This is a genomic window from Shinella zoogloeoides (assembly GCF_022682305.1).
GTDB lineage: Bacteria > Pseudomonadota > Alphaproteobacteria > Rhizobiales > Rhizobiaceae > Shinella > Shinella zoogloeoides_B.
The window spans coordinates 2,376,344-2,401,000 of record NZ_CP093528.1 but is presented as its reverse complement, the minus strand read 5'-3'; the positions used below and the strand labels follow the sequence as shown (position 1 = coordinate 2,401,000).

The window sequence follows — 24,657 nt, the reverse complement described above, 5'->3', positions numbered from 1 at the left end:
GTGGATAGGTCTGCTTTTCGCATGAACCGTGCGAATTTTGGAGTATAGGTTCGGATCATGGCATTCACCCAGGGCTTCATGCGTTCGCGAACGGGAAGCCGTTTCCGTACAGGCTTCTGAAACATGCTCGCTTCCGCCGATACGCTCTACCTCACCGGTCAGCCGCTGGATTTCGCGACGCTGGAGGCCATTGGCAGCGGTGCGCGGCGGCCGGTCGCCTGCGAGATGGGCATGGGCAGGATCGGCACGGCGCGCCGCATCGTCACCGACCGGCTGGCGACGGGTCTTCCGATCTATGGCGCCAATACCGGCGTCGGCTCGATGAAGGACAAGCTCTGGACGGCGGACGATCTCGTCGAGTTCAACAACAGTCTCGTCAAGGCGCATCACTTCGGCACGGGCGAACCCTTCGCCCTGCCCATCGTGCGCAAGGCCATCGCGATCCGCGTCAACACGGCGCTCGGCGGCTATTCCGGTTGCAGTCCGGAGCTGATCGACGCCTTTCTTTCGCTGCTGGAGCGGGATGTCGTGCCCGTCGTGCGGCGGCACGGCTCGATGGGCTGCGCCGATATCGGCCTCATGGGGCAGGTCGCGGCGGTGCTGACGGGCGAGGGCGAAGCCTGGTACGGCGGCGAGCGCCTGCCGGCGACGGAGGCGCTGAAGCGCGCGGGGCTGACGCCCTACCGCATGCAGCCGCGCGATGCGCTGGCCGCGCTCAGCGTCAACGCCATCTCCCATGCGGCGGCCGCCAATGTGGTGCGCGAGGCGGCGAAGGCGATCCGCAACCTGATGGTGACGGGCGTTCTCTCCTCGCTGGCGCTCGGGGCGTCCGCCGATCCCTGGCGGGTGGCCGCGCGGCTTTCGGCCCATGGCGAGGCGATGGCCGGCTGCTGGTTCGAGGCGCAGGCGGCCTCCGGCCATTGGCCGACGCCCTCGGCGATCCACGATCCGCTGAGCCTGCGCATGACCGCGCAGGTCTTCGGCGCCTGCCTCGATACGCTGATGAACGCCGCCGAGCGCATCGTCGAGGCGACGGCGCAGTCGGACGACAATCCGGTCGTGATGGACGATCACGTCATGGCCTCGGGCGGTTCGCTGCCGCTCTCCACCACGCTTTATGTCGAGGCGGCGCAGACGGGTTTCGCGCATCTCGCCCGCAACGTGCTGAACCGCTGCGTATTGCTTTCCAACGGGGTCCGGCGCAATCTGCCGGTCAATCTCGTCGCGCCCGGCGAGGCGGCGACGGGCTTCGGGCCGCTTCTGAAACTCGCCGTCGAACTCTACATGCGTATCCAGTCGCTGGCGGTGCCGATCTCGGCACAGTCCATCGTGGTTGCCGGCGGGCTGGAGGAGGAGGCGACCTTCCTACCGCTCATCGTCGAGCGCATGGAAAGCCAGGTGCGCGACCTTCGCCAGATGGCCGCGCTGGAAGCCCTGCTGTCCGCCCAGGCTGTCGATCTTGCTGGCGACAATGTCGAGGGCGTGGCGGCCATCGCCTACCAGCGCACGCGGGCGATCAGCCCGTTCTACCGCAAGGACCGGCCGCTTTCCGCCGAGATCGAGGCGCTCGACCGTGACCTTGCCAGCCCCGAGGCGCTCGCCGCCTTCGTCGAGGCCGCGCCCATGGCGGATTTCGACGCCTTCTTCGCCCTCAAGCCCTGACGGAGGCCCAAATGGCCGATTTCGATCTCGTTCTGAAAGGCACCGTGGTTCTTGCCGACCGTATCGTGGAGGGTGGACATGTGGCGGTGCGCGACGGCAAGGTGGCGCATGTCGGCCAGGGCGCGATGCCCGCAGCGAGGGAACGCCACGACCTCTCCGGCGCGCTGATCCTGCCCGGCGCTATCGATGCGCAGGTCCATTCGCTCTCGCAGAAGAACCAGGAGGATTTCATCTGGTCGACGCGCTCGGCGGCGGCCGGCGGCGTCACGACCATCGTCGACATGCCTTATGACGAGGGCAACCTCGTCTCATCGGCCGAGGCCGTGAAGATCAAGGTCGATCACGCCTCGCCGCAGGCGCGCGTGGATTTCGCGCTCTATGGCACCGTCGATCCAGAGGAGGGGCCGGCGCGCATCGGCGAGATGGTCGGGGCCGGCGTCGCGGCCTTCAAGTTTTCCACTTTCGGCACCGATCCGAAACGCTTTCCGCGCATTCCGGCGGCGCTGCTGGAGGATTGCTTCCGCGCCATCGCGCCGACGGGGCTGACGGCCGGCGTGCACAACGAGGATGACGAAGCGGTGCGGGCGGCGATTGCCAAGGTAAAGGCGGCGGGTATCACGGACTACCGCGCGCATGGCCTGTCGCGTCCAACGCTCACCGAACTGCTCGCCTCCAACCAGATCTACGAGACCGGCGCTCAGACCGGATGCCCGGCGCATGTCGTGCATTGCTCGCTCGGCCGTGGCTACGAGATCGCCGCCGCCTACCGGGCGCAGGGGCATCGGGCGACCATCGAGTGCTGCATCCACTATCTCACGCTCGATGAGGAGAACGATGTCGCCCGCCTTGGCGGCAAGGCGAAGATTAATCCGCCGATCCGCCCGCGCGCCGAGGTGGAAAAACTCTGGCGGCATGTCGCGGCAGGCAATGTCACGCTGGTTTCCACAGACCATGTGAGCTGGTCGGAGGACCGCAAGACCAATCCCGACATGCTGGCCAACGCCTCCGGCGTGCCGGGACTGGAGGTCATGGTTGCGCTCTTCGTCAAGGGTGTGCTGGAGCGAGGTATCCCGCTGACGCGCGCCGCCGAACTGATGGTGCTGAATCCGGCGCGGCATTTCCGGCTGGACCATGTGAAGGGTGCGCTGGAAGCCGGCAAGGATGCCGATATCACCGTGCTGACGCCTGAACCCTATACCTACGACGCGGCGGCGAGCGGTCACAACGTCGTCGGCTGGTCGCCTTATAACGGCATTCGCCTGCCATGGCGTGTCTCGGCCACATATGTGCGCGGCCGGCTCGCTTTCGACGGCAAAACGGTGCTTGCCGCGCCGGGCGCGGGCGCCTTCGTGCGGCCGCTGCCGACGCTTGTCGTGGCGGGCGCGGTCCGATGACCGGCGCGACCAACCTGCCGGTCGATCCCGCCCGCATTGCGGATGTGATCGACGGTCTCGCCCGGATCACCGAGCCCGGCCGACCCTATACGCGCCGCGCCTTCACCGCCCTGTTCCCGGCGGGCCGCACGTTTGTGGAAGAGAAATTCAAGGCGGCGGGGCTGGAGGCGCGCGTGGATGCCGCCGGCAATCTCGTCGCCCGGCGGCCGGGCAAAAAGCCCGGTCTCGGCACGATCATGCTCGGCTCGCACTCCGATACCGTGCCGGACGGCGGGCGCTATGACGGCATCGCCGGTGTCGCGGTGGCTCTGGAGGTGGCGCGGGCGCTGGCCGATCGGGGCATCGAGCTCGACCACGATCTGGAGGTGGTGGATTTTCTCGCCGAGGAAGTCTCGATCTTCGGCGTTTCCTGCATCGGCAGTCGCGGCATGGCGGGCGTGTTGCCGGAGGACTGGCTGGCGCGGCGGAGCGGCGGATTGACCCTGGAACAGGGCATTCGCGACGCCGGAGGCGATCCGGCGCGGATCGCCGTCGAGGCGCGCAGGGATATCGCGGCCTTCCTCGAGCTGCATATCGAGCAGGGGCCGGTGCTGGAGACGGACCGGCTGAATATCGGCGTCGTGACGGCGATTGCCGGGATCACCCGCATCGAGATCGTTGTCGAGGGCAGGGCGGACCACGCCGGGACGACCCCGATGGGCAGCCGCGCCGACGCGCTCGCCGCCGCCGCGCGGCTAGTGACCGGCGTCGAGGCCCTGGCGAAGTCGCTGGCGACGGGGCCGGGGCATTTCACGGCGACGGTGGGGGAGTTCTCCATCGAGCCGAATGCGGCGAATGTCGTGCCGTCGCGGGCGCGCCTGCTGATCGACGCGCGGGCGGAAGAGCGCACGGCGATGGATGTCTTCGCCGCTTCCGTCGAGCGGCTTGCGGCGGAGATTTCGCGCGAGACCGGTACCAATATCGCAACGCCGCGCCGCATCTCCGACAACATGCCGACGCCCGGCGACCCGCTGGTGCTGGACGTCCTCGACGCGGCCTGCGGTGCGGCTGGCGCGAGCCACCGGCGCATGGCCTCGGGCGCGGGACACGACACGGCCTTCATGGCGAAGGTGACGCGGGCGGCGATGATCTTCGTTCCGTGCCGTGGCGGGCGTAGCCATGCGCCGGAGGAATTCGCCGAGATCGACGATATCGCGCTCGGCGCGGCGGTGCTTCTTAATGCAGTGATTCAACTGGACGAAAAACTTCAGGATGTGATTCAGGAGGGCGTGTGATGGGCCGGATTTTAAAGGAAAAAGACGTCGAGGCGGCGGTCAAGGGCGGCTCGGTCTATGCGGCCGGCGGCGGCGGCTGGGCCGATCACGGGCGCATGCTCGGCTATGCGGCGGTCTCCATCGGCAAGCCGGAACTGGTCTCCATCGACGAGCTTTCGGATGACGACTGGGTGGCGACGGCCGCCGCCATCGGCGCGCCGGCCTCCACCACGCCCTGGGAAATGCGCGGCGTCGACTACGTCAAGGCGGTGGAGCTTTTGCAGGAGGCGCTGGGCGAGAAGGTCGCCGCGCTGATGGTGGGGCAGAACGGCAAGTCCTCGACGCTGAACGGCTGGTTGCCCTCCGCCATCCTCGGCACGAAGGTTCTGGACGCCGTCGGCGACATGCGCGCGCACCCGACGGGCGACATGGGCTCCATCGGCATGGCCGGTTCGCCGGAGCAGATGATCCAGACGGCGGTCGGCGGCAACCGCGAAGAGAACCGCTATATCGAACTCGTCGTGCGCGGCGCGACGGCGAAGGTCTCGCCCATCCTGCGCACGGCCTCTGACATGTCCGGCGGCTTCATCGCCTCCTGCCGCAATCCGCTGCGCGCCTCCTATGTGCGCAGGAACGCGGCGCTCGGCGGCATCTCGCTGGCGCTGAAGCTCGGCGAGGCGATCATCGCGGCGGAGGGCCGGGGCGGTTCGGCGATCATCGACGCCATCGTGAAGACGACGGGCGGCGCGATCCTTTCCGAGGGTACGATCACCGACAAGTCGGTGGTCTATACCAGGGAAGCCTTCGATATCGGCACGGTGACGCTCGGCACGGGCGATAGCGCGGCGGTGCTGCATGTGATGAATGAGTACATGGCGGTGGAATTGGCCGACGGCAAACGCCTCGCCACGTTCCCGGACGTCATCACCACGCTCTCGCCCGAGGGCGAGCCGCTCAGCGTCGGCCAGCTCGAAGTCGGCATGAGGATCTTCGTGCTGCATGTGCCGAAGACGATCATCCCGCTGGCCTCCAGCGTGCTCGACCCGACCGTCTATCCCTCGGTGGAGAAGGCGATGGGGATCGAGCTGGCGCGGTATGCGCTGGGCGACTGAGGGGAAGGGGGCAAGCCTCCCGGAAAACCAATCTAAGGAGACCACTATGCCCAAACCCAATCCGCGCCATCCGAACTATCCGATCCCGAGCGGCGACGCGCTGCGCGCCAAGGGCTGGCGGCAGGAGGCGCTGCTGCGTCTGTTGGAGAACGTCCTTTCGGTCGGCGAGGACCCGGACAACCTGATCGTCTATGCCGCGCTCGGCAAGGCGGCGCGCAACTGGGCCTCGCACAGGGCCATCGTCAAGGCGCTGACGGAAATGGACGAGGACCAGACGCTGGTCATCCAGTCCGGCAAGCCGGTGGGCCTGCTCAAGACCCATGCCAAGGCGCCGCTCGTCATCATGGCGAACTGCAATATCGTCGGCCAATGGGCGAAGGCCGAGGTGTTCTACGAGCTTCAGCGCAAGGGGCTGATCTGCTGGGGCGGACTGACGGCGGGCGCATGGCAATATATCGGTAGTCAGGGCGTCATCCAGGGCACCTATGAAATCTTCATGCGCATCGCGGAAAAGCGGTTCGGCGGCAGCCTTGCCGGTCGTTTCATCCTCACCGCCGGCCTCGGCGGCATGGGCGGCGCGCAGCCGCTAGCCGGCCGCATGGCGGGCGCGGCGATCCTTTGCGTCGATATCGATCCGGAGCGGGCCGCCAAGCGCAAGGCCGTGGGCTATCTGGAGCATGTCGCGCCGGATCTGGACACGGCGCTGGCGATGATCGACGCAGCCGTGCAGGAGAAGCGCGCGACCTCCATCGGTCTCGTCGGCAATGCGGCGGAAATCTACCCGGAGATCGCCCGGCGCGGCATCGTGCCGGATATCGTCACCGACCAGACCTCGGCGCACGACCTCGTCTACGGCTATGTGCCGAAGGGCATGAGCCTCGACCAGGTGAAGGGCCTGCGTGATGACGGGCAAGGGCAGCTTATGGCGGCGAGCCGGGCCTCCATCGTCGAGCACGTCTCGGCGATGCTGGAATTCCAGAAGATGGGGGCCGAGGTCTTCGACAACGGCAATCTTATCCGCACACAGGCGCGGGAAGGGGGCGTCGCCAACGCCTTTGACATCCCGATCTTCACGGAAGCCTATCTCAGGCCGCTTTTCGCGCGGGCCATAGGTCCGTTCCGCTGGATGGCGCTTTCGGGCGTGGAGAGTGACATCGCCCGTATCGACGATCTCGTGCTGGAGATGTTCCCGGACAACAGCATCGTCACCAACTGGATCCGCCTTGCGCGTGAAAACATCCCCTTCGAGGGCCTCCCGGCCCGTATCGCCTGGCTCGGCCACGGCGAGCGCACGGAACTGGCGCTCGCCGTCAACCGGCTGGTCGCGGCGGGAGAACTGAAGGGCCCCGTCGCCTTTTCGCGCGACCATCTCGATGCCGGGGCCATGGCGCACCCGAACATCATGACGGAGCGCATGAAGGACGGTTCAGACGCCATCGCCGACTGGCCGCTGCTCGACGCCATGCTGCTCTGCTCCTCGATGGCCGACCTCGTCGTCGTCCATTCCGGCGGCGGCGGCTATGCAGGCTACATGACGAGCTGCGGCGTGACGCTGGTGGCCGACGGCACGGCGGCGGGCGCGGAGCGGCTGGAGCATGCGCTGACCAACGACACCTCGCTTGGCGTGATCCGCTATGCGGATGCGGGCTACGAGGAGTCCTTCGAGGAGATCGGAAAGAAGGGCATCGGGCATGTCAGGACCGGAGATGCTTGAAGGACCTCGGCTAAGTCCCTGAAATGTCGCGGTCGGTCGTAAAGATTGTATTTAACATTTCGCGGTAATCTTCCGTTAGTAATTCCGTCCGTGTGTCGAAAGGGCGGGGCTTCGGTTTGTTTTGCGTGCGAGTGCCTATGCGTCTTTCGGTCCTTACAGCGATCCTCCTCGGCTGCGCCTCCCTGGCCGGCTGCGCGTCGAGTGCGACCCCGGAAACGGTGCTGTCGGTCAAGCCGTCGCGCGAGACCACGAGTTCCGTCGCCAAGGGCGGCGGGCCGGTGCCCGAAGTGGCTGTCGGCGAAAGTCAGGTGAAAGCCGACGATGCGCAGGAAATGCTCGCCTGGGCCGGGCCGGTGCCCGATACCCACGTCTTCGAGACGGTGACGAAGCAGTCCGCGGTTCCCGCCGAGCGCCCCGCCGATACCGCGACGATGGCCGAGATGCCGACCCAGCGCCTCGGCAAGCGCTCGCGCGTCTATAGCCAGCAGTTCCGCGATGCCCATCCGATCAATTTCGGCAAGCGTGCGCCGAAGCACTATCAGGTGCACGGCGTCGACGTCTCGCGCTGGCAGGGCGATATCGACTGGATGAAGCTGCGCACGCAGGGCGCCAACTTCGCCTTCATCAAGGCGACGGACGGCGGCGACCATCTCGATCCGATGTTCCAGAAGAACTGGCGCCGGGCCAAGGAGGCGGGCATCCGGCGCGGCGCCTACCACTTCTTCTACTGGTGCCGTGTCGCAAGCTCGCAGGCCGAATGGTTCATCCGCAACGTGCCGAAGGATCCGGATGCGCTGCCGCCGGTCATCGATGCCGAATACAATGGCGATTCCGCCTGCAAGAAGCGCCTGTCGCGCGAGAAATATGTCGAGAAGATCCGTGTCTTCGCCGAGATGCTGGAACGGCACTACGGCAAGCGGCCGATCATCTATACCGCACCGGACTTCTACGAGGACAACCTTTCCGGCGAGCTGAAGCAATATCCCTTCTGGCTGCGCTCGGTCGCCGCGCATCCTTCCAAGCGTTATCCGAACCGCCGCTGGCTGTTCTGGCAGTATTCCGGCTCGGGCCTGTCGCACGGCGTCGAGGGTAGGATCGACCTCAACGTCTTCTCGGGCAGCGTGAACGACTGGCACAACTGGCTGAACGGCCAGTCCTGAGCGGATAGGCGACGGTCTATTTCCGCTTCTGCGGGTAGATCGTTTCTCCACGCTTCAGCATCTCCACGAAAGCGTCGATCTTCCGTTTGCGCGCCGCCTCGGTCTTGAGATTGTGAACGCGGAAGGCGAGGGCGAAGCGGTTCTGCTCCGTCAGCTTGCCGAGCATTTCGGCGGCGGCCGGTTCCGCGTCGATGGCGGCTTGCAGGTCCGGCGGTATCCGCAGGTCCCTTCCGCTGCCATAGGCCTTGTCCCAGCGACCGTCCGCCTTCGCGGCCTCCACCTGTTTCATGCCGTGCTCTGTCATGCGGCCATCCGCGATGAGCCGGCCGACCGTCTCGACGTTCTTCTTGCTCCACACGCTCCTGCGGCCGCGCGGGCTGTAGCGCTGGAGGAAGCTCTTCTCATCCATTCCCTTGCGGATGCCATCGATCCAGCCCCAGCAGAGCACGGCTTCTATCGCCTCTTCGGGATTGATGGACTTGAGGCCCGAGGCGCGCTTATGGACCTTGATCCAGACCTCCGGGACCGTGTCGTGATTCTCCGAGAGCCAGCGGTGGAAGCTTTCCGGATCGGGAAATTCACGGATATGGGCGGGGTCGACTTCCACAGGCGCCATCGTGTTCTTCCTCGCTACGGGTTCCGGGCGTGGCCGCTTTGCATCGCCTCCTCGGAACGAGCGGTGGATGCCGAAGATGTGATGCCCCCGCTTCTTGCCAGCCCCTTCCCGCTTTGGCTAGCCATCGGCCTCTGTCCGTTCTTTCACTGGAGTATGTTTCGAGAATGCCTACGGTGTGCACATTGTCGCGAAGAGCCTTCCTCCTGGGCGCCGCCGCGACGCTTGCGGGATGCGCAACCACGGAAACGTCGGTCAAGAATGCCCCGATCCCCCAGAAGGTCAGCTATCCCATCGTGCCGGCGACGGTCGAGGAACTGGCGGCGCGCTACGCCGCCGTCGAGGATGGCGGCCATGTCATCCCGGCCATCCCCTACCAGGAGATCGATCCGAAATATTACCGCCAGCGTGTGAAGGACCCGACCGGCGAGCCGGCCGGCACGGTGGTCGTCGATACGGCCGCGCGCTTCCTCTACGTGGTGGAACCGGGCGGCACGGCGATGCGCTACGGCGTCGGCATCGGCCGTGACGGCTTTGCCTGGGAAGGCGAGGGCGTGATCCAGTGGCGTCAGCCCTGGCCGCGCTGGAAGGTGCCTGCCGACATGATCAAGCGCCAGCCGAGCCTTGCGAAATATTCCGTCGAGAACGGCGGCATGGAGCCGGGCATCAAGAACCCGCTCGGCGCGCGGGCGCTCTATATCCACCAGAATGGTCAGGATACGCTCTACCGCCTGCACGGCTCGCCGGACTGGAAGTCGATCGGCAAGGCGACGTCGTCGGGCTGCGTGCGCCTCATCAACCAGGATGTGCTCGATCTCTACAAGCGCGTGCCCTATCACGCGCGCATCGTCGTGCATCAGGGCGGGCTGGAAGCGGTCTGAATCAGACGACGGTCTCGCCGCCGTCGACCACCAGGATCTGGCCGGTCATGTAGCTTGACCGGTCGGAGACGAGGAAGAGGATCGGTTCGGCGATCTCCTCCACATCGGCCCATCGGCCCATCGGCACCTTCTCACTGATATAGCCCTCGATGGCGCCGCGTCCGCCCATCTGGTCGATGAAGGGGGCGTTGAAGGGCGTGTCGACCCAGCCCGGGCAGAGCGCGTTGACGCGGATGCCGTGACGGGCATAGTCGCCGGCCATCTGCTTTGTCATGGCGATGACGGCGTGCTTGGTCGTCGTATAGGCGATCATCTCGCGGTCGTAGAGCACGCCGGAAGAGGAGGAGGTGTTGAGGATGACGCCCTTTCCCTGCGCCTTCATGGTGGGCATGACGAGCCGCGCGGCCATCAGGTGGGCACGCACGTTGAGGTTCCAGGAGAGGTCGAGACCGTCGAGGGATACCTCTTCGAGATCGCCGGCGACCTGCGCGCCGGCGTGATTGTGCAGGATGTCGATGCGGCCGTGGCGGGACAGCACGCCGGCAATCGCCATCTTCAGCTCCATATCGTCGGTGACGTCGAGGATGACGGCCTCGGCGGTGCCGCCGTCGGTGCGGATGAGATCGACCGTCTCGCCGGCCCGGGCCTCGTCGCGGTCGGCGACGCAGACGGTCGCACCCTCGCGCGCCATGATGCGCGCGCCGGCCCGGCCGATGCCGGAACCCGCCCCGGTGACGATGGCGACACGGTTCTTCAGGATCATTTCATTCTCCGGCAGGCGGTTTCGTCGTCTTTTCCCGCATCAGCAGGCGGGCGACGAGGATGAGGAAGAGCGAGGCGACCAGCACCATGGTGGCGATGGCGTTGACCTCCGGCGTCACGCCGCGGCGGATGGAGGCGAAGACGTAGATCGGCAGCGTCGTCTTGGAGCCGGCGACGAAGAAGGCGACGATGAAATCGTCGAAGGAGAAGGTGAAGGCGAGCAGGAAGCCGGCCAGCACCGAGGGCAATATCTGCGGCAGCACGATATCGCGGAAGGTGGTGAGGGGCGTGGCGTAGAGATCGGCCGAGGCTTCCACTATATCGCGCCCGAGCGTGGCGATGCGCGCCTTCACGATCATGGTGACGAGCGCCATGGTGAAAAGGCCGTGCGCCGCGATGATCGAGCCGTAGCCGAGGCCGAGCTGCGGTGGCCTCTCGCCCGGCCAGAGCGCGGCGATGGCGGGATTGACCGCGCCGAAGACGGCGACGAGCGCGACCAGCGTCGCGATGCCGATGACGACGCCCGGCACGACGATGGCGGCGGCGAGCAGGCCGTCGAAGAGGAGGCGGGCGCGGCTGCCGAGGCGTTCGAGGCCGAGCGCGGCCATGGTGCCGAAGACGGCGGCGAGCGTGGCGCTGGTCAGGGCGATGATCAGGCTGTTCTGCAACGCGGTGACGAGGAACGGATTGGCGAGCGCCTTGCCGTACCATTGCGTCGAGAAGCCCGTGAATTCGCTGGCGCTGCGCCCCGCATTGAACGAGAACAGCACGACCAGCGCGATCGGCGTATAGAGGAAGAGGTAGACGGAGGTTATCAGCGCGCGCATCAGACGAGGTCCACCTGTCTCGTGCCGGAGACTTTCCAGGCGATGCGCATGGCGACCGTCAGCACCACGACCACGATGGCGACCAGCGTGACGGCGATGGCCGAGCCGAAGGGCCAGTTGCGCGATTGCAGGAAGAGGTCGACCAGCGCATTGCCGATGAAGAAGACCTTGCCGCCGCCGAGGAGCTGCGGAATGAGATATTCGCCGAGCAGCAGGATCGTGACGAGCGCGACGCCCGTCATGACGCCGGGCAGGGAGAGCGGCAGGGTGACGGAGAAGAAGGTGGAGACCGGTTTCGCGCCGAGGTCGGCCGAGGCTTCGAGCAGCCGGCGGTCGAGTTTTTCGAGGCTGACATAGATCGGCATGATCATCAGCGGCAGGTAGCCGTAGACGATGCCGAGCAGCACCGCGCCCGGCGTGTTGAGCAGGCGCACGTCTTCGATGCCGATCATGTCGAGGAGGTTCGGGATGCCGCGCGAGCCCAGGATATACATCCAGGCATAGGTGCGCACCAGAAGGCTCGTCCAGAACGGCACGACGACCAGCGAAACCAGCATCAGCCGGTGGCGCGGCGCGGCCTTGACGGCGAGATAATAGGCCGTCGGATAGGCCACCAGCAGGCAGAGGAAGGCGCCGGCCGGCGCGAGCATCAGCGTGTTCCAGTAGGCGGCGGCGCGGGCCGGCAGGTTGGCGTATTGCGCGAAGGTGAAGGCCGCCTGATAGCCACCCGCAGGTCCGCGCTCGCCGACGGAGAAGACCACCATGGCGATGAAGGGCAGCACGAGGAAGACGAACAGCCAGATGGAGGCCGGCGCGAGCAGCGCCGCCGTCACCAGCCGTTTCTTTGCCGTCGTCGTCAGGGGCATTTCGTGGGTCCTGTTGCGAATATGCGAGGGTTGCCCCTCATCCGGCCTGCCGGCCACCTTCTCCCCGCAAGCGGGGCGAAGGAAATGTGTGGTGGCGCCCCATTCCCATGATGAGGCAATAGGGTGCTCCAGGTCCCTTCTCCCCGCTTGCGGGGAGAAGGTGGCGGCAGCCGGATGAGGGGCCTGTTCCGTCAGGCCGACTTGAACCGCGCCATCAGTTCCGCGCGCGCCGGATCGGTCAGCGTCACCGCCGCGCCGAATTCGAGCGGCGTCAGCGCGGCTTCGTCCGGATAGACGATCCTGTTGCCGGTGATCTCGGCCGGCAGCAGGGCGATAACGCGGCTGTCGGTGGTCGGCGCGCCGTTGGCGATGTGCTCGCGCACCGCGTTCTGCGGATCCATCAGGAAGTTCAGCAGCGCGTAGCCGGCCGGCTTGTTGGTGGCGCTGGTCGGCACGGCGTAGAAGTCGGACCAGATCTCGCCGCCGTCGGTGCCGAGCGTGAACTGGATTTCCGGCATGTCGCGGTTGAGCTGTGCGCCGTCGTTCGTCCAGCACATGGTCATCCAGGCATCGGTGGAGCGCATGGAGGGCTGGTAGTCGCTGTTGATGGCGTAGAGATGCGGCTTTACCTTGATCAGCAGCTCCTCGGCCTTGGCAAGCTCCTCGGGCTTGATCGAGTTGAAGGAGAAGCCGAGCGAGACGAGGGCGTTGCCGATGGTGGTGAGCTGGTAGTCGTGCACCATGGTGCGGCCGTCGGCCTCGGTCATGGCGATCTCGAAGAACTCCTTCCAGCTCGTGACCTTGGACTTCACCTTGTCCGAATTGACGGCGATGCCGGTCGTGCCCCAGTTCTTGGGCAGCGCGTAGACCTTGCCGTCGACCGTGCCTTCATTGGTGAAGCGGGTGTTCTGCGTCTTGGGGTCGAAGTTCGGCACCTTGGTGAGGTCGAGCGGGTCGATCAGGCCGAGGCCTGCATAGGTGGAGATCGTGTAGTTGGTGGGAACGAAGAGGTCCCAGCCGGTGCCGCCGGCCTGCAGTTTGGCCAGCATCTCCTCGTTCGAGCCGAAGACGTTGACCTCGACGGCGACGCCGGTCTTGGCGGTGAAGGCCTCGAAGGTCGCAGGGTCGTGGTAGTTCGGCCAGGTGGCGAGCGACATGGACGTGCCGAGGTCTTCCTGCGCATAGGCTGCGGAATTGAAGAGACCGGGCTGGCGCGCGAGGACGGCGGCAGCAAGGCCGAGGCCGGTGACGCCGAGGAAGTGACGGCGGGTGACCGAGCCGCGCTTCAGCCGCTGGAATTCGTCCGTCAGCTCACGGGCGCTGATCGGGGCATTCTCTCTGAACCATTTCGACATGACGCTGTTCCCTTGTTGTTGTTTGGGGCCTGTTTCCCCTCAGGCTGGAAAGATATGCGCTGTACCGGGATCGAAGCTGATGGCGACCCGTTCGCCCGGCGCGACGAGGTCGTTCTGCGTCTGGCGTTCGGCCGTGACGAGCAGGTCGCCGAGGCCGTCGACGGCGATGGAATATTCGGCCGCCGAGCCGAGGAAGATGCGATGGGTGACGGTGCCCTCGAGCGTCGCCGTTCCCGCGCCGCCCCGCGCAAGGCGGATCGCCTCGGGCCGCAGCGCCACGGTGACGGCGCCCGGCGGAAGGTCGCCGCGCGAGGCGGGCAGGGCCGCGCCGTTGCCGAGCCGCACGGTGCCGCCGGCCTCCAGCGTGCCGTCGAAGCGGTTCGTCTTTCCGACGAAATCGGCGACGAAGAGATCGGCGGGGCGATCGTAGACCTCCTGGGGCGTGGCGAGCTGGCGGATGCGGCCGGCGCTCATCACGCAGACGAGGTCGCTCATCGACAGCGCCTCCTCCTGGTCGTGCGTGACGAGCACGAAGGTGATGCCGAGATCGCGCTGGAGCGTCTGAAGCTCGATCTGCATGGCGGTGCGCAGCTTCTTGTCGAGGGCCGCCAGCGGCTCGTCGAGGAGAAGCACGGAGGGCTTGTTGACCAGCGCCCGGGCGAGCGCCACGCGCTGCTGCTGGCCGCCGGACATTTCATGGATGCGGCGCTTGGCGAAGCCGGAAAGGCGCACCATTTCCAGCGCCTCGCCGACGCGGCGGGATATCTCCGCCGCCGGCAGCCTCGGGCGAAGCTGCTTCAGGCCGTAGGCGACGTTCTTCTCCACGTCGAAATGCGGGAAGAGCGCATATTGCTGGAAGACCATGTTGACCGGGCGGCGATAGGCCGGCACGCCGTTGGCAACCTTGCCGGCGATCAGCACCTCACCCTCGCTCGGCTGCTCGAAGCCGCCGATCATGCGAAGGCAGGTCGTCTTGCCGCAGCCGGAAGGGCCGAGCAGGGCCACGAAGGCGCCTTTCGGCACGGTCAGGTTTATGTCGGAGACCGCGGTGACTGCGCCATAGCGCTTGGTCACCGAACGGAACTCGATGTCGTTCGTTGAGGCGGATGTCACGTCTGTTCCCTGCGGTTGTTGCGTCGAAGCGATCTTGCGCCGCTTTAGCCACCGTCGAGCGGAATGCTAGTCAGCCGCCGGCGGGTTGGTATATACCCCGAGAGAGGTATTTTATCCGTAAATCGACTGTGGAAGGAGTATATCCCGGCGGCGGCACATGAGGGGCGTCGCGGGAATCGGGGAGCAAGCGCCATGCGGGTCGATTTCACGGCATTCTTCCGGACGCTCGCCGATTGGACCGGGGAAACGGAGCGCTCCGACCGGCAAACCGGCGAGACCCTGCTGGCGATGATGCGTGCGCTGGTGCGCTTCGACGGCATGGTCGTCTTCGCCTATCGCGACAAGGCGCGGCCCATCGACCTCTTCAGCACCTTCGATGCGGACGACTACAATGTCTTTGTCAGCCTCTACCAGGCGGGACCGTACCTGCTCGATCCGTTCTACCATACGGCGCGGGCCGGACGCTCGGGCGTGCTGCGCATGCGCGAGCTTGCGCCGGACCGTTTCTTCTCCAGCGAATATTACCGCAACTACTACTCGCAGACCCGGCTTGCCGAGGAGCTGGGCTTCTTCGTGCCGACGCAGGACGGGGTGACGGTGGTGGTCTCGCTGATGCGGCGGGAGAAGACGGGCGTCTTCCCGGCCAGCGAATTCGGCCTGCTCACCGATGCGGAGCCTTTTGTCGCCGCCTTCGTGCGCCGCGCCTGGAGCGGCCTTGCCGAGCGCTTCGCCGAGACGGGGCAGGGACGCGGCCGGCGCAACGAGCCGGTGAGCGCGGCGGACAAGGTCTGGCGCAAGCTGAACCTCACCGACCGCGAGGCCTCGATCATCGAGCTGGTGCTGCAGGGGCATTCGTCGGAATCGATCGGGCTGAGGCTCGATATCTCGACGGGCACGGTGAAGGTGCACCGGCGGAATGTGTACCGCAAGCTCGGCATTTCCTCGCAGATACAATTGCTGTCGATCTACCTGAAGAATTTGCAGGCGTAGGTGGCGGGCGGCCAAGCCTGTCTTCCGTCATGCTCGGGCTTGTCCCGAGCATCTGCAAGCGTCGCGATTTTTCGATGCGTCGGCAGATCCTCGGCACAAGGCCGAGGATGACGGAAGCGGGTGGGGCGAGGTCTCCTAACGAGCCGGGAGACTTCTGTGGTCCTTTCAATGGCTTAGCGGCTCGCTCTCAGCAGCCGATTCCGGTTCTTCACGAACTGATTCAGCCCGCCAGCGCGACCTGCGCCCGCGCATCGAGAACCTGCCGGGCCGCATGGGCGGCTTCCTTGCCCTTGATGACGAAGTGGTCGCGGAAGAAGGCGATGTGGGCTTCCGATTCCTGGAAGTTGTGCGGCGTCAGCACGGCCGACAGTACCGGCACGTTCGTGTCGAGGCCGACGCGCACGATGCCGTCGACCACGGCGCCGGCGACGAAGTCGTGGCGGTAGATGCCGCCGTCGACGACGAGTGCAACGCCGAGGATGGCCGAGTAGCGTCCGGTCTTGGCCAGAAGCTGGGCCTGCAGCGGGATTTCGAGGGCGCCCGGAACGTCGATCACGTCGATGTCTTCCGAGCGGCCGCCGAGGGCCTGCCATTCGGCAATGAAGGTGGTGACTGCCCGGTCGACGATGCCGGCGTGCCAGCGGGCACGGATGACGGCGATACGGGCGGAGGGGGTGGCATTGGCGTTCATATGTCTTGGCCTTTCAAGGGTTGAGCCATTTTTCAACGGGTCCCTTGGGCGAACACGCGGGACGGACGCCGCCTGCGACAGCGGGGCCCTCCTGCTTGCTCTCTTCCATCCGGACTGTGACCGTCGGCTCCGGCATCGCACCGGATCTGCTGACCCTTCCTTGCGAAAGGCGCTCGCGGGCTGCCGGATCGCTCCGGATACCGCCGGTGGGGAGTTTCACCCCGCCCTGAGAACGAAGGGAGACTAGACGGCAATCGCCCGCGGATCAAATCCGCGGGCGACGCAAAAGCGAGGATTCACGACAGATTTTTCCAAACCTTTCGCAAGGCTTGGAATGCAGGTTCAGTCGTGGATGACCAGAAGGTCGCCGGCAGTGAAGCGCAGCGTGACCGTTTCGCCGACGGCCGGCGGCACGAGGCCGGGGCTGTTGAACATGTCGAAGGAGATGACGCTGCCGCCGACCTTCATGCGCGTGCGGATGACCGAGCCGAGGAAGTTCGACGAGACGACCTCGCCGGAAAGCGCCGTGTCGCCCTTGGCGTCGGCGGCGATGGAGCCGGCTTCGGGGCGCAGCGCCAGCGAGATCGTGTCGCCCGCCTTCGCGTTGCCGAGCGATTCGCGCAGGGTCACGCCCTGGTCGCCGATCGTTACGCGATTGGTTGCTGCGTCGACCACCTTGGCCTCGATGAGGTTCAGCGTGCCGACGAAGCCCGCGACGAAGCGCGTCGCGGGGCGGTTGTAGATATCGGCGGGCGTGCCGATCTGATCGGCCTTGCCGGCGTTCATGACGACGATGCGGTCGGAGATCGACAGGGCCTCTTCCTGGTCATGGGTGACGAAGACCGTGGTGATGCCGAGCTGCTGCTGGATCATGCGGATTTCCTCGCGCAGCGATACGCGGATCTTGGCGTCGAGGGCCGAGAGCGGTTCGTCGAGGAGGAGGACCTGGGGCTTGGGGGCGAGCGCGCGGGCGAGGGCCACGCGCTGCTGCTGGCCGCCGGACATCTGGTAGGGGTAGCGGTCGGCGAGATGGTCGAGCTTGATGAGGCCGAGCATCTCCTTGACGCGGGCGTCGATCTCGGCCTTCGGCCGGCCGGCGACCTTGAGGCCGAAGGCGACGTTCTCCGCGACGTTCATGTTGGGGAAGAGCGCGTAGGCCTGGAAGACCATGCCGATATTGCGCTGGTTGGGGCGAAGGTTCGCCTGGCTCTTGCCGTCGATGGCGATCGCGCCGCCCGAGGGCGTCTCGAAGCCGGCGATCATGCGCAGGATGGTCGTCTTGCCGCAGCCGGACGGGCCGAGGAACGAGATGAACTCGCCCTTTTCGATGGACATGTTGAAATCCTTGACGACCTGCACGGGGCCGAAGGACTTCTGGATACTGGTAAGGGTCAGGAAGCTCATGAATGGTCCTTAGACGGGGCTTTGCGCGCCCTTCTGGAAGCGGGAGACAAGCTGGATCAGGCCGAGGCAGCCCCAGGTCAAGGCGAAGGACATGACCGCGAGCGCAGCCGGCTCATAGGCGCGATTGGCGCCGAGAAGCTGCATGTAGGGGCCGAAGGCCGGACGGTTGAGAAGGGCGGCCATGGTGAACTCGCCGATGACGATGGCGAAGGTCAGGAACGCGCCGGAGAGCACCGCGACCAGCACGTTCGGCAGGATGATGCGGGCGAGGATGGTCATCCAGCCTGCGCCGAGGCTCTGGGCGGCCTCCGTCAGCGTGGCGATATCGATGGAGCGCAGGCCCGTGTCGACGGCGCGGTACATATAGGGCAAAGCCAGCATCGAATAGCCGAACATCAGGAGGATGTTCGTGCCGGTGATCGAGCCGGTCAGCGGCAGCCAGCTCGAGGTGTTGTAGAGCCGGATATAGCCGAACACGATGACGATGGCCGGGATGACCAGCGGCAGGAGCGTGATGAACTCGACATAGGGGCGAAGGCCCGGCAGCTTGAGGCGCACCCAGTAGGCGGTGGGCACCACGAGCAGCACGCCGAAGGCGATGGTGGCGAGCGCCATCATAACGGAATAGGTGAAGGTTTCCTGGAAGCGCGGGTCGCCGAGCACGACGGCGTAGGCGTCCAGCGAATAGACGCCGCGGCGCATCTTCAGGGAGAAGTTGGTCATGCCGAGCAGCGGCAGGATGAAATAGAGCAGCCCGAAGAGGAGGGCGCCCCAGGCCCAGAGCTTTTTCATTTCAGCCACCTTTCGCTGCGGGCGCGCAGCCAGATGTAGATCGTATTGGCGATGCCGGTGACGACGATCATGCCGAAGGCCAGCGCATAGCCAAGATGGGGATTGCCGAGCACGTCGCCGCGAATCTGCGCGAAGAGCAGGATCGGCACGATAGAGAGCGAGGAGCCGGTGAGCGCGATGGCCGTTGCGACCGCGCCGAAGGCGTTGGCGAAGAGCAGCGCCAGCGTGCCGAGGAAGGAGGGCAGCAGGATCGGGAAAGCGACCATTCGCCAGTATTGCGCGTTGGTCGCGCCGAGGATCTGCGCCGCCTCGCGCCATTCGCGCTTCAGGCCGTCGAGCGCGGGCGTGATGATGAGGATCATCAGCGGGATCTGGAAGAACAGGTACGTGACCGTCAAGCCCCAGAAGGACAGGATGTTGAAGCCGTGGGCGCGCAGGTCGAAACCGAACTGGGTGCGCAGGAACACGGTGACGAGGCCGACCGGGCCGAGGGTCGCGAGGAAGGCGAAGGCGAGCGGGACGCCCGCGAAGTTGGAGGCGACGCCGGAGAAGGTCAGCAGCGGGCCGCGGATCCATTTCGGCAGGCCGCCGAGCACGGCGGCGGAGGCGACCGCAAAGCCGATCAGGCAGCCGAGCAGGGCCGAGGCGATGGAGATCTTGATCGAGATCCAGTAGGCCGACATGATCGACGTGGTGAACAGCCCGCGGATATTGTCCAGCGTGAAGCCGCCGTCCGGCGTCTGGAAGGCGCCGATGACGATGCGCATCGTCGGCATGATCAGGAACAGCAGGACGAAGATCGCGAACGGCGCCGCGCCGAGCCAATGCAGCGGGAGGCGGAAAGGCTCCCGCGCCGGCCGGTTGGCGGCTGAACTGTCTGGTGACATCAAGAAAACCTCGGATGGGGTTGCCTTCATTGGCATACCGCAGTCGTCGCCCCGGCACGAAACCGGGGCGACGATGATTATCGCTTACTGCACGTTCGCGCCGACGACGCTGTCCCACGCGCCGGTGACGGCGGCCTTGTTGGCATCGACTTCCTCGAGCGTCGGGAAGTAGGCCTTCTCATAAGACGCTGCCGGCGGCAGGGCGTCGATCAGTTCCTGCGGAACCTTGCCGGCCTTGACCATGGCGTTGAAGCGCGCCGGATGGCAATAGCCCTTCAGCCAGCCGAGCTGGCCTTCGTCGGAGTAGACGTGCTCCATCCACAGCTTGGCGGCGTTCGGATGCGGCGCGTAGGCCGAGATGCCCTGGACGTAGACGCCGGCGAGGACGCCCTTCTCCGGAACGATGACCTCGGTCGGCGGGTTGCCGTTGAGGGTCTTGGCCCAGCCGAGCGCGTTGTAGTCCCAGGCGACGACGATCGGGGTCGAGCCCTGCGCCAGCGTGCCGGACTTGCCGATGACCGGAACGAAGTTGCCGGCCTTGTTCATCTCGGCGAAGTAGGCAAGGCCAGCCTCGCCGGCTTCCTTGCCGGACTTGGCGTCCTTGGAAAGACCGGCGGCGAGAACGGCGAGGATCGCCTGGTTGGAGGCGCGCGGGTCGCCGGCAAGCGCGACCTGGCCGGCATATTCCGGCTTCAGGAGGTCGGCCCAGTCCTTCGGCGAATTGGCGACGAGGTCCTTGTTCACGAGGAAGGACATCACGCCGTAATAGTCGCCGTACCAGTGGCCGTCGGCGTCCTTGATCTCGTTCGGAATTTCGTCCCAGGTCGAGACCTTGTAGGGCTGCAGCAGGCCTTCGGCCTTGGCGGACGGGCCGAAGGCGAGACCGACGTCGATCACGTCGGGCGACTGCGGGCCCTTGTTGTCCTTGTTGGCCTTGATGGCTTCGATCTCGTCAGCCGAGCCGGCGTCGGGGTTCAGCTCGTTGACCTGGATTTCCGGATACTTGGCCTTGAAGGAGGCGATGACGTCGCCGTAGCCGCACCAGTCATGCGGCAGTGCGATGGTCGTGAGCATGCCTTCCTTCTTGGCGGCTTCGATCAGCTCCGCGCTCGGCTCGGCGAAAGCGAGCGACGTGGTGGCGATCACCAGGGCGGTGGAGAGCGAAAGCAGACGTTTCGTATGTGACATCACGGGTGTTCTCCTTTTGTGTGTCAGGCATTTCGGCGTGGTGATTACTTGCGGCGTATGAAGCTTATGTGACAGTTTTATTTCGTTTTTTTCGTATGTCGATCAGGATTTGCCAGGAACCTCCGGCCGGGGTTTGCGAAAAAGCCGGCTGGCCTCGAACAGGCCCTCCAGCGTCTTCATTCGGTCGCTGGTTTCCTCCCAGCCCGAACTTTGCACCGCTTCGATCAGTGCTTCCAGGATGAAGAGCGTCACGACGGAGGAATCCCATGCGGACGGCGCCTCGATATGGACGCGGAAGACCCTTGCCGCCGCCTTGGCGACCGGCGAGGCCCACTGGTCGGTGAACAGCACGATCTCCACGCCGCGCTCGCGGGCGGCGCGGCCGAGCGTCTCCATTTCCTGCTCGTAGCGGCGGATGTCGAAGATCACGAGGACGTCGCCCGCCTTCATGTTCAGCACGTAATGCGGCCAGGAACTCGGATTGGAGGCGATCTGCGTGACGTTCGGGCGAATGACCTGGAGGTGGGTGAAGAGATAGTCCGCCAGCGCCTTCGTGATGCGCCCGCCGATGATGTAGATGCTGCGCTGGCGGTCGGCGAGCAGGGCGGCCGCGCCATCGAATTCGGCGGCCTCCATCTGCGCGAGCGTCTGGCGCAGGTTCGTCATGATCGCGTCGGCGAAGCGGTTGAGGATGTGGGTGCCGGGCGCGTTGGCGGCCAGGCGGTCGTGCTTGCTGATGGGGCTGGAAAGCGTCGCCTCCAGTTCGTGGTGCAGGCGGACCTGGAAATCGGGAAAGCCGCGAAAGCCGAGCTTCTGCACCATGCGTGCGACCGTCGGCGTCGACACGCCGGCGTTTTCCGCCACCGTCGTGATGCTGCCGAGGCCGGAGACGGGGTAGTTGTCGAGCAGCGATGTGGCCAGCTGCCTCTCGGCGCGCGTCAGCGCATCGAAATGGGCATGGATCACATCCGACACCGTCATGGATGCTTGGTTGAGCGTCAAGTTATTCCCCTGCGCTCCGGTCTTTGCCGGAGTTTTCAAAATTAAACATCGCTGTCACAATTCGAGTCAAATGATTTTTTGAAGAGATTTTTTCATTCGCCGGTTGACACTGGCAGAATGGTGAAGAATTCTCTTCATCAATGATAAAAGCCGGTCGAGGGGATCAGGCTCATGGGAATTCTGAGTGTGGAGGAGGGCGACCCGGTCGCCCTGGAGAATGCTATTGCCCGCGGCCCGGTGATCCTGGTTTGCGAGCATGCATCGCGCGTCCTGCCGAGGTCGCTTGGCACGCTCGGGCTTCCCGAGGAGGCGCTGGCCAGCCATATCGCCTGGGATCCGGGTGCGCTCGCCGTCTCGCGCCTCGTGGCGAGAAGACTCGATGCGACGCTGCTCCACCAACGCTTCTCGCGCCTCGTCTACGATTGCAACCGTCCGCCGGAATCGCCGGCCGCCATGCCGGAAAAGAGCGAGATCTTCGATGTTCCGGGCAATGCGGGGCTTGATCAGGCGGCGCGTGATGCCCGCACCGAAGCGCTCTACCTGCCGTTCCGTGAAAAACTTTCCCGACTGGTGAAGGCCCGGATCGCCGAGGGCCGGCCGCCGGTCATCGTCACCATGCACAGCTTCACGCCGATCTATTTCGGCAAGCAGCGCGATGTGGAGATCGGTATTCTGCATGATGCCGATACGCGCCTTGCCGACGCCATGCTGGCCGAGGCCGCGATCGACGGGCGCTACGACGCCCGCCGCAACGAGCCTTACGGTCCCGAGGACGGCGTGACGCACACCCTGAAGGAGCATGGCCTTTCCAACGGCCTTGCCAATGTGATGATCGAGGTCCGCAACGACCTCATCCGAGATGAAGCCGGCCAGGAGGTCGTGGCCGGCTACCTGACGGGACTGCTCGGCAAGAGCCTTTCCGCAATCAATTAGAAAACGACCCGGGAACGGAATGTCCGTGGAAACGGAAAAGAACACGAACTGGAGAGGCCAGGCGAATGCTTGCGTTGTCAATTTGGAGGACCGGTCCGGCTGAGAACGCCGCCGCTGCCTGGGGAGGCAGGGCCGATGCCTGATTTCATCAAGAGCTATGTGCGCTTCGTCGATACGTTCAACCGGCGCGTCGGCCTTTTTGCGATGTACCTGATCTTTGCGATGTTCGCGATCCTGCTCTATTCCTCCGTTTCGAAGGCGTTTCACCTGCCGGCGAACTGGACGCTCGAATCTGCCCAGTTCGTCATGGCGGCCTACTACATGCTCGGCGGCGCCTTCGCCATGCAGACGGGCGACCATGTGCGCATGGACCTGTTCTATAGCCAGTGGTCCTTGCGCCGTCGCGCGGCCTTCGACGTGGTGACCGCCGTCGCGCTCATCACCTTCCTCGGCTTCATGCTGTTCGGCGGCATCACCAGCACGACCTATGCCATCCAGTTCAAGGAGAAGAGCTTCTCCGCCTGGGCGCCCTACATGGCGCCGATCAAGATGATCATGACCTTCGGCATCGTGATGATGCTCGCGCAGGCCACCTCGTCGCTTTTCAAGGATATCGCCGAATTGCGGGGAAGGCCCATCGCATGAGCTATGAATTCATCGCAATCACGATGTTCGTCGGCATGATGGTGCTGCTGCTCACCGGGCAGCGCGTCTTCGCCGTGATCGGCTTCGTCGGCGTCGTGGCGGCCTTCCTGCTGTGGGGCGAGGGCGGCTCGGAAATGGGCTTCGCCTCCGTCATGAAGCTCGTCAAATGGTATCCGATGCTGACGGTGCCGATGTTCGTGTTCATGGGCTACATGCTCTCCGAATCCGGCATCGCGGAAGATCTCTACAAGGCTTTCCACGTCTGGATGGGGCCGATCAACGGGGGCCTCGCGCTCGGCACCATCGGCCTGATGGTCATCATCTCGGCGATGAACGGGCTTTCGGTCGCCGGCATGGCGATCGGCGCGACCATCGCGCTGCCGGAACTGCTGCGCCGCGGCTACGACAAGGTCATGACGACGGGCGTGGTGCAGGGCGGCTCGACGCTCGGCATCCTGATCCCGCCCAGCATCGTGCTCGTGCTCTATGGCATGATCGCCCGCGTCCCGGTCGGCCAGCTCTGGCTTGCCGGCGTATTCCCGGGCCTGCTGATGGCGGTGCTGATGGCGATCTACGTCTATGTGCGCTGCCGGATCAATCCGTCGCTCGGGCCGGCGCTGCCCGCGCAAGAGCGTCATGTGCCGACGGGCGAGAAGCTGAAGCTGCTCACGGCCGGCATCCTGCCGCTCGGCATTTTCACGCTGATGATGTGGCTGTTCCTGTCGGGCATCGCCAGCCTCGTGGAAGCCTCGGCCGTCGGGGCCATCTCCTCGGCGCTCGTCGCCTGGCAGCGCGGCCGTCTCACGCGTACCCTGTGGAACGACGTGCTTCAGAAGACGCTCGGCATCACCTGCATGTTCATGTGGATCCTGATCGCCTCGCTCTGCTTCGGCGCGGTCTTCGACGGCCTCGGCGCGGTCAAGTCCATCGAGCGCTTCTTCCTCGGCGACCTCGGCCTCGAGCCGTGGCAGGTGCTGGTGCTGATGCAGCTCTCGTTCCTGATCATGGGGATGTTCCTCGACGACACGGCGATGCTCGTCATCGTCGCGCCGCTCTACATCCCGCTGGTGCAGAAGCTGGGCTTCGATCTCGTCTGGTACGGCGTGCTCTACACGATCACCTGCCAGATCGCCTACATCACGCCGCCCTTCGGCTACAACCTGTTCATGATGCGCGCCATGGCGCCGCCCGGCATCACCATGCGGGACATCTACGCGTCGATCTGGCCGTTCGTCGGTATCATGGTGGCGAGCCTGATCATCATCGGTTGCTTCCCGGAGATCGCGACGTGGCTGCCGAACAACTATTACAGCAAGTGACGGATTTGCCGGCGGCCAGGGCCGCCGGCGCACAAGGGAGTAATGAGGCCGGTACAAGAAAAGACCATCGACCGACCGGGATGAACGGCCGTTC

At 65.4% G+C, this 24,657-nt stretch carries 23 protein-coding genes and 1 riboswitch; of the genes, 11 read left to right on the top strand and 12 right to left on the bottom strand.

Features of this window, described 5'->3' with window-relative positions:
- Positions 1-123: 123 nt before the first annotated feature.
- The 6 genes from MOE34_RS12020 to MOE34_RS11995 all read left to right on the top strand — a co-directional run bounded on the left by MOE34_RS12020 (position 124) and on the right by MOE34_RS11995 (position 8,295).
- Positions 124-1,662 (top strand): aromatic amino acid lyase, encoded by a 1,539-nt coding sequence (locus tag MOE34_RS12020; RefSeq protein WP_242217146.1) that lies wholly within the window; start codon positions 124-126, stop codon positions 1,660-1,662.
- Positions 1,663-1,673: 11 nt separating this feature from the next.
- Positions 1,674-3,056 (top strand): dihydroorotase, encoded by a 1,383-nt coding sequence (locus MOE34_RS12015; protein WP_242217137.1) that lies wholly within the window; start codon positions 1,674-1,676, stop codon positions 3,054-3,056.
- Positions 3,053-4,330, top strand: a complete 1,278-nt coding sequence (locus MOE34_RS12010) for a Zn-dependent hydrolase (protein ID WP_242217129.1) — start codon at positions 3,053-3,055, stop codon at positions 4,328-4,330. Before MOE34_RS12015 ends, MOE34_RS12010 begins: the two co-directional genes overlap by 4 nt.
- Entirely contained in the window at positions 4,330-5,421 is a 1,092-nt protein-coding gene (locus tag MOE34_RS12005) for a DUF917 domain-containing protein (RefSeq protein WP_242217128.1), read from the top strand. Before MOE34_RS12010 ends, MOE34_RS12005 begins: the two co-directional genes overlap by 1 nt.
- A gap of 46 nt (positions 5,422-5,467) precedes the next feature.
- Positions 5,468-7,135: a urocanate hydratase gene (locus MOE34_RS12000; RefSeq protein ID WP_242217125.1), complete on the top strand. Its 1,668-nt coding sequence runs from the start codon at positions 5,468-5,470 to the stop codon at positions 7,133-7,135.
- Positions 7,136-7,272: 137 nt separating this feature from the next.
- Positions 7,273-8,295 (top strand): glycoside hydrolase family 25 protein, encoded by a 1,023-nt coding sequence (locus MOE34_RS11995; RefSeq protein ID WP_242217123.1) that lies wholly within the window; start codon positions 7,273-7,275, stop codon positions 8,293-8,295.
- A gap of 16 nt (positions 8,296-8,311) precedes the next feature.
- Here the strand turns inward: MOE34_RS11995 and MOE34_RS11990 are convergent, their stop codons facing one another.
- Positions 8,312-8,911: a YdeI/OmpD-associated family protein gene (locus tag MOE34_RS11990; protein WP_242217121.1), complete on the bottom strand. Its 600-nt coding sequence runs from the start codon at positions 8,909-8,911 to the stop codon at positions 8,312-8,314.
- A 164-nt stretch (positions 8,912-9,075) separates the two neighbouring features.
- Between MOE34_RS11990 and MOE34_RS11985 the strand changes: the two genes are divergently transcribed.
- Positions 9,076-9,789, top strand: a complete 714-nt coding sequence (locus MOE34_RS11985) for a L,D-transpeptidase (protein WP_242217119.1) — start codon at positions 9,076-9,078, stop codon at positions 9,787-9,789.
- Between the two features lies 1 nt (position 9,790).
- Here MOE34_RS11985 and MOE34_RS11980 read toward each other — a convergent pair whose 3' ends face one another.
- The 5 genes from MOE34_RS11980 to MOE34_RS11960 form a co-directional block, all read right to left on the bottom strand.
- Complete coding sequence (locus MOE34_RS11980) at positions 9,791-10,552, bottom strand: SDR family NAD(P)-dependent oxidoreductase (RefSeq protein ID WP_242217116.1); 762 nt, start codon at positions 10,550-10,552, stop codon at positions 9,791-9,793.
- A gap of 1 nt (position 10,553) precedes the next feature.
- Positions 10,554-11,378: an ABC transporter permease gene (locus MOE34_RS11975; protein WP_242217114.1), complete on the bottom strand. Its 825-nt coding sequence runs from the start codon at positions 11,376-11,378 to the stop codon at positions 10,554-10,556.
- The gene (locus tag MOE34_RS11970) at positions 11,378-12,244 is read right to left on the bottom strand and encodes an ABC transporter permease (protein WP_242217112.1); all 867 of its coding nucleotides are present in this window, start codon (positions 12,242-12,244) and stop codon (positions 11,378-11,380) included. The genes MOE34_RS11975 and MOE34_RS11970 overlap by 1 nt, the downstream gene beginning before the upstream one ends.
- 191 nt (positions 12,245-12,435) lie before the next feature.
- Entirely contained in the window at positions 12,436-13,599 is a 1,164-nt protein-coding gene (locus MOE34_RS11965) for a polyamine ABC transporter substrate-binding protein (protein WP_242217110.1), read from the bottom strand.
- Positions 13,600-13,638: 39 nt separating this feature from the next.
- Complete coding sequence (locus tag MOE34_RS11960; RefSeq protein WP_242217108.1) at positions 13,639-14,712, bottom strand: ABC transporter ATP-binding protein; 1,074 nt, start codon at positions 14,710-14,712, stop codon at positions 13,639-13,641.
- 192 nt (positions 14,713-14,904) lie between these two features.
- On the opposite strand from MOE34_RS11960, the gene MOE34_RS11955 reads away from it, so the two are divergent.
- Positions 14,905-15,702 carry a helix-turn-helix transcriptional regulator gene (locus MOE34_RS11955; protein WP_242217105.1) on the top strand — a complete coding sequence of 266 codons (798 nt, stop codon included), beginning with the start codon at positions 14,905-14,907 and terminating at the stop codon, positions 15,700-15,702.
- A gap of 220 nt (positions 15,703-15,922) precedes the next feature.
- Here MOE34_RS11955 and MOE34_RS11950 read toward each other — a convergent pair whose 3' ends face one another.
- The 6 genes from MOE34_RS11950 to MOE34_RS11925 all read right to left on the bottom strand — a co-directional run bounded on the left by MOE34_RS11950 (position 15,923) and on the right by MOE34_RS11925 (position 21,645).
- Complete coding sequence (locus MOE34_RS11950) at positions 15,923-16,393, bottom strand: 6,7-dimethyl-8-ribityllumazine synthase (RefSeq protein ID WP_242217103.1); 471 nt, start codon at positions 16,391-16,393, stop codon at positions 15,923-15,925.
- 93 nt (positions 16,394-16,486) lie between these two features.
- A riboswitch (FMN riboswitch) is annotated at positions 16,487-16,631 on the bottom strand.
- A gap of 104 nt (positions 16,632-16,735) precedes the next feature.
- On the bottom strand, positions 16,736-17,797 hold the full coding sequence (locus MOE34_RS11945) for an ABC transporter ATP-binding protein (RefSeq protein WP_242217101.1): 1,062 nt from the start codon (positions 17,795-17,797) through the stop codon (positions 16,736-16,738).
- A 9-nt stretch (positions 17,798-17,806) separates the two neighbouring features.
- The gene (locus MOE34_RS11940) at positions 17,807-18,589 is read right to left on the bottom strand and encodes an ABC transporter permease (RefSeq protein ID WP_242217099.1); all 783 of its coding nucleotides are present in this window, start codon (positions 18,587-18,589) and stop codon (positions 17,807-17,809) included.
- On the bottom strand, positions 18,586-19,476 hold the full coding sequence (locus MOE34_RS11935; RefSeq protein ID WP_242223918.1) for an ABC transporter permease: 891 nt from the start codon (positions 19,474-19,476) through the stop codon (positions 18,586-18,588). The genes MOE34_RS11940 and MOE34_RS11935 overlap by 4 nt, the downstream gene beginning before the upstream one ends.
- An 84-nt stretch (positions 19,477-19,560) precedes the next feature.
- A complete protein-coding gene (locus MOE34_RS11930; protein WP_242217097.1) occupies positions 19,561-20,667 on the bottom strand; it encodes an ABC transporter substrate-binding protein in 1,107 nt (368 codons plus the stop codon).
- Positions 20,668-20,766: 99 nt separating this feature from the next.
- A complete protein-coding gene (locus MOE34_RS11925; protein WP_431522439.1) occupies positions 20,767-21,645 on the bottom strand; it encodes a MurR/RpiR family transcriptional regulator in 879 nt (292 codons plus the stop codon).
- 192 nt (positions 21,646-21,837) lie between these two features.
- On the opposite strand from MOE34_RS11925, the gene MOE34_RS11920 reads away from it, so the two are divergent.
- From MOE34_RS11920 to MOE34_RS11910, 3 genes are all read left to right on the top strand, one after another.
- Positions 21,838-22,599, top strand: a complete 762-nt coding sequence (locus tag MOE34_RS11920) for an N-formylglutamate amidohydrolase (protein WP_242217093.1) — start codon at positions 21,838-21,840, stop codon at positions 22,597-22,599.
- A 135-nt stretch (positions 22,600-22,734) separates the two neighbouring features.
- Positions 22,735-23,244 carry a TRAP transporter small permease subunit gene (locus tag MOE34_RS11915; protein ID WP_242217090.1) on the top strand — a complete coding sequence of 170 codons (510 nt, stop codon included), beginning with the start codon at positions 22,735-22,737 and terminating at the stop codon, positions 23,242-23,244.
- Positions 23,241-24,563, top strand: a complete 1,323-nt coding sequence (locus MOE34_RS11910) for a TRAP transporter large permease (RefSeq protein WP_242217089.1) — start codon at positions 23,241-23,243, stop codon at positions 24,561-24,563. Before MOE34_RS11915 ends, MOE34_RS11910 begins: the two co-directional genes overlap by 4 nt.
- The last annotated feature ends 94 nt before the right edge of the window (positions 24,564-24,657 follow it).

Coding starts and splice junctions, on each gene's coding strand:
- MOE34_RS11970 (WP_242217112.1), bottom strand. CDS start 12,244: ATGCCCCTGACGACGACGGCAAAGAAACGGCTGGTGACGGCGGCGCTG.
- MOE34_RS11915 (WP_242217090.1), top strand. CDS start 22,735: ATGCCTGATTTCATCAAGAGCTATGTGCGCTTCGTCGATACGTTCAAC.
- MOE34_RS11985 (WP_242217119.1), top strand. CDS start 9,076: ATGCCTACGGTGTGCACATTGTCGCGAAGAGCCTTCCTCCTGGGCGCC.
- MOE34_RS11920 (WP_242217093.1), top strand. CDS start 21,838: ATGGGAATTCTGAGTGTGGAGGAGGGCGACCCGGTCGCCCTGGAGAAT.
- MOE34_RS11990 (WP_242217121.1), bottom strand. CDS start 8,911: ATGGCGCCTGTGGAAGTCGACCCCGCCCATATCCGTGAATTTCCCGAT.
- MOE34_RS11965 (WP_242217110.1), bottom strand. CDS start 13,599: ATGTCGAAATGGTTCAGAGAGAATGCCCCGATCAGCGCCCGTGAGCTG.
- MOE34_RS11975 (WP_242217114.1), bottom strand. CDS start 11,378: ATGCGCGCGCTGATAACCTCCGTCTACCTCTTCCTCTATACGCCGATC.
- MOE34_RS11995 (WP_242217123.1), top strand. CDS start 7,273: ATGCGTCTTTCGGTCCTTACAGCGATCCTCCTCGGCTGCGCCTCCCTG.
- MOE34_RS11950 (WP_242217103.1), bottom strand. CDS start 16,393: ATGAACGCCAATGCCACCCCCTCCGCCCGTATCGCCGTCATCCGTGCC.
- MOE34_RS12005 (WP_242217128.1), top strand. CDS start 4,330: ATGGGCCGGATTTTAAAGGAAAAAGACGTCGAGGCGGCGGTCAAGGGC.
- MOE34_RS11945 (WP_242217101.1), bottom strand. CDS start 17,797: ATGAGCTTCCTGACCCTTACCAGTATCCAGAAGTCCTTCGGCCCCGTG.
- MOE34_RS12015 (WP_242217137.1), top strand. CDS start 1,674: ATGGCCGATTTCGATCTCGTTCTGAAAGGCACCGTGGTTCTTGCCGAC.
- MOE34_RS11955 (WP_242217105.1), top strand. CDS start 14,905: ATGCGGGTCGATTTCACGGCATTCTTCCGGACGCTCGCCGATTGGACC.
- MOE34_RS12000 (WP_242217125.1), top strand. CDS start 5,468: ATGCCCAAACCCAATCCGCGCCATCCGAACTATCCGATCCCGAGCGGC.
- MOE34_RS12020 (WP_242217146.1), top strand. CDS start 124: ATGCTCGCTTCCGCCGATACGCTCTACCTCACCGGTCAGCCGCTGGAT.
- MOE34_RS12010 (WP_242217129.1), top strand. CDS start 3,053: ATGACCGGCGCGACCAACCTGCCGGTCGATCCCGCCCGCATTGCGGAT.
- MOE34_RS11925 (WP_431522439.1), bottom strand. CDS start 21,645: ATGACGGTGTCGGATGTGATCCATGCCCATTTCGATGCGCTGACGCGC.
- MOE34_RS11935 (WP_242223918.1), bottom strand. CDS start 19,476: ATGTCACCAGACAGTTCAGCCGCCAACCGGCCGGCGCGGGAGCCTTTC.
- MOE34_RS11910 (WP_242217089.1), top strand. CDS start 23,241: ATGAGCTATGAATTCATCGCAATCACGATGTTCGTCGGCATGATGGTG.
- MOE34_RS11940 (WP_242217099.1), bottom strand. CDS start 18,589: ATGAAAAAGCTCTGGGCCTGGGGCGCCCTCCTCTTCGGGCTGCTCTAT.
- MOE34_RS11980 (WP_242217116.1), bottom strand. CDS start 10,552: ATGATCCTGAAGAACCGTGTCGCCATCGTCACCGGGGCGGGTTCCGGC.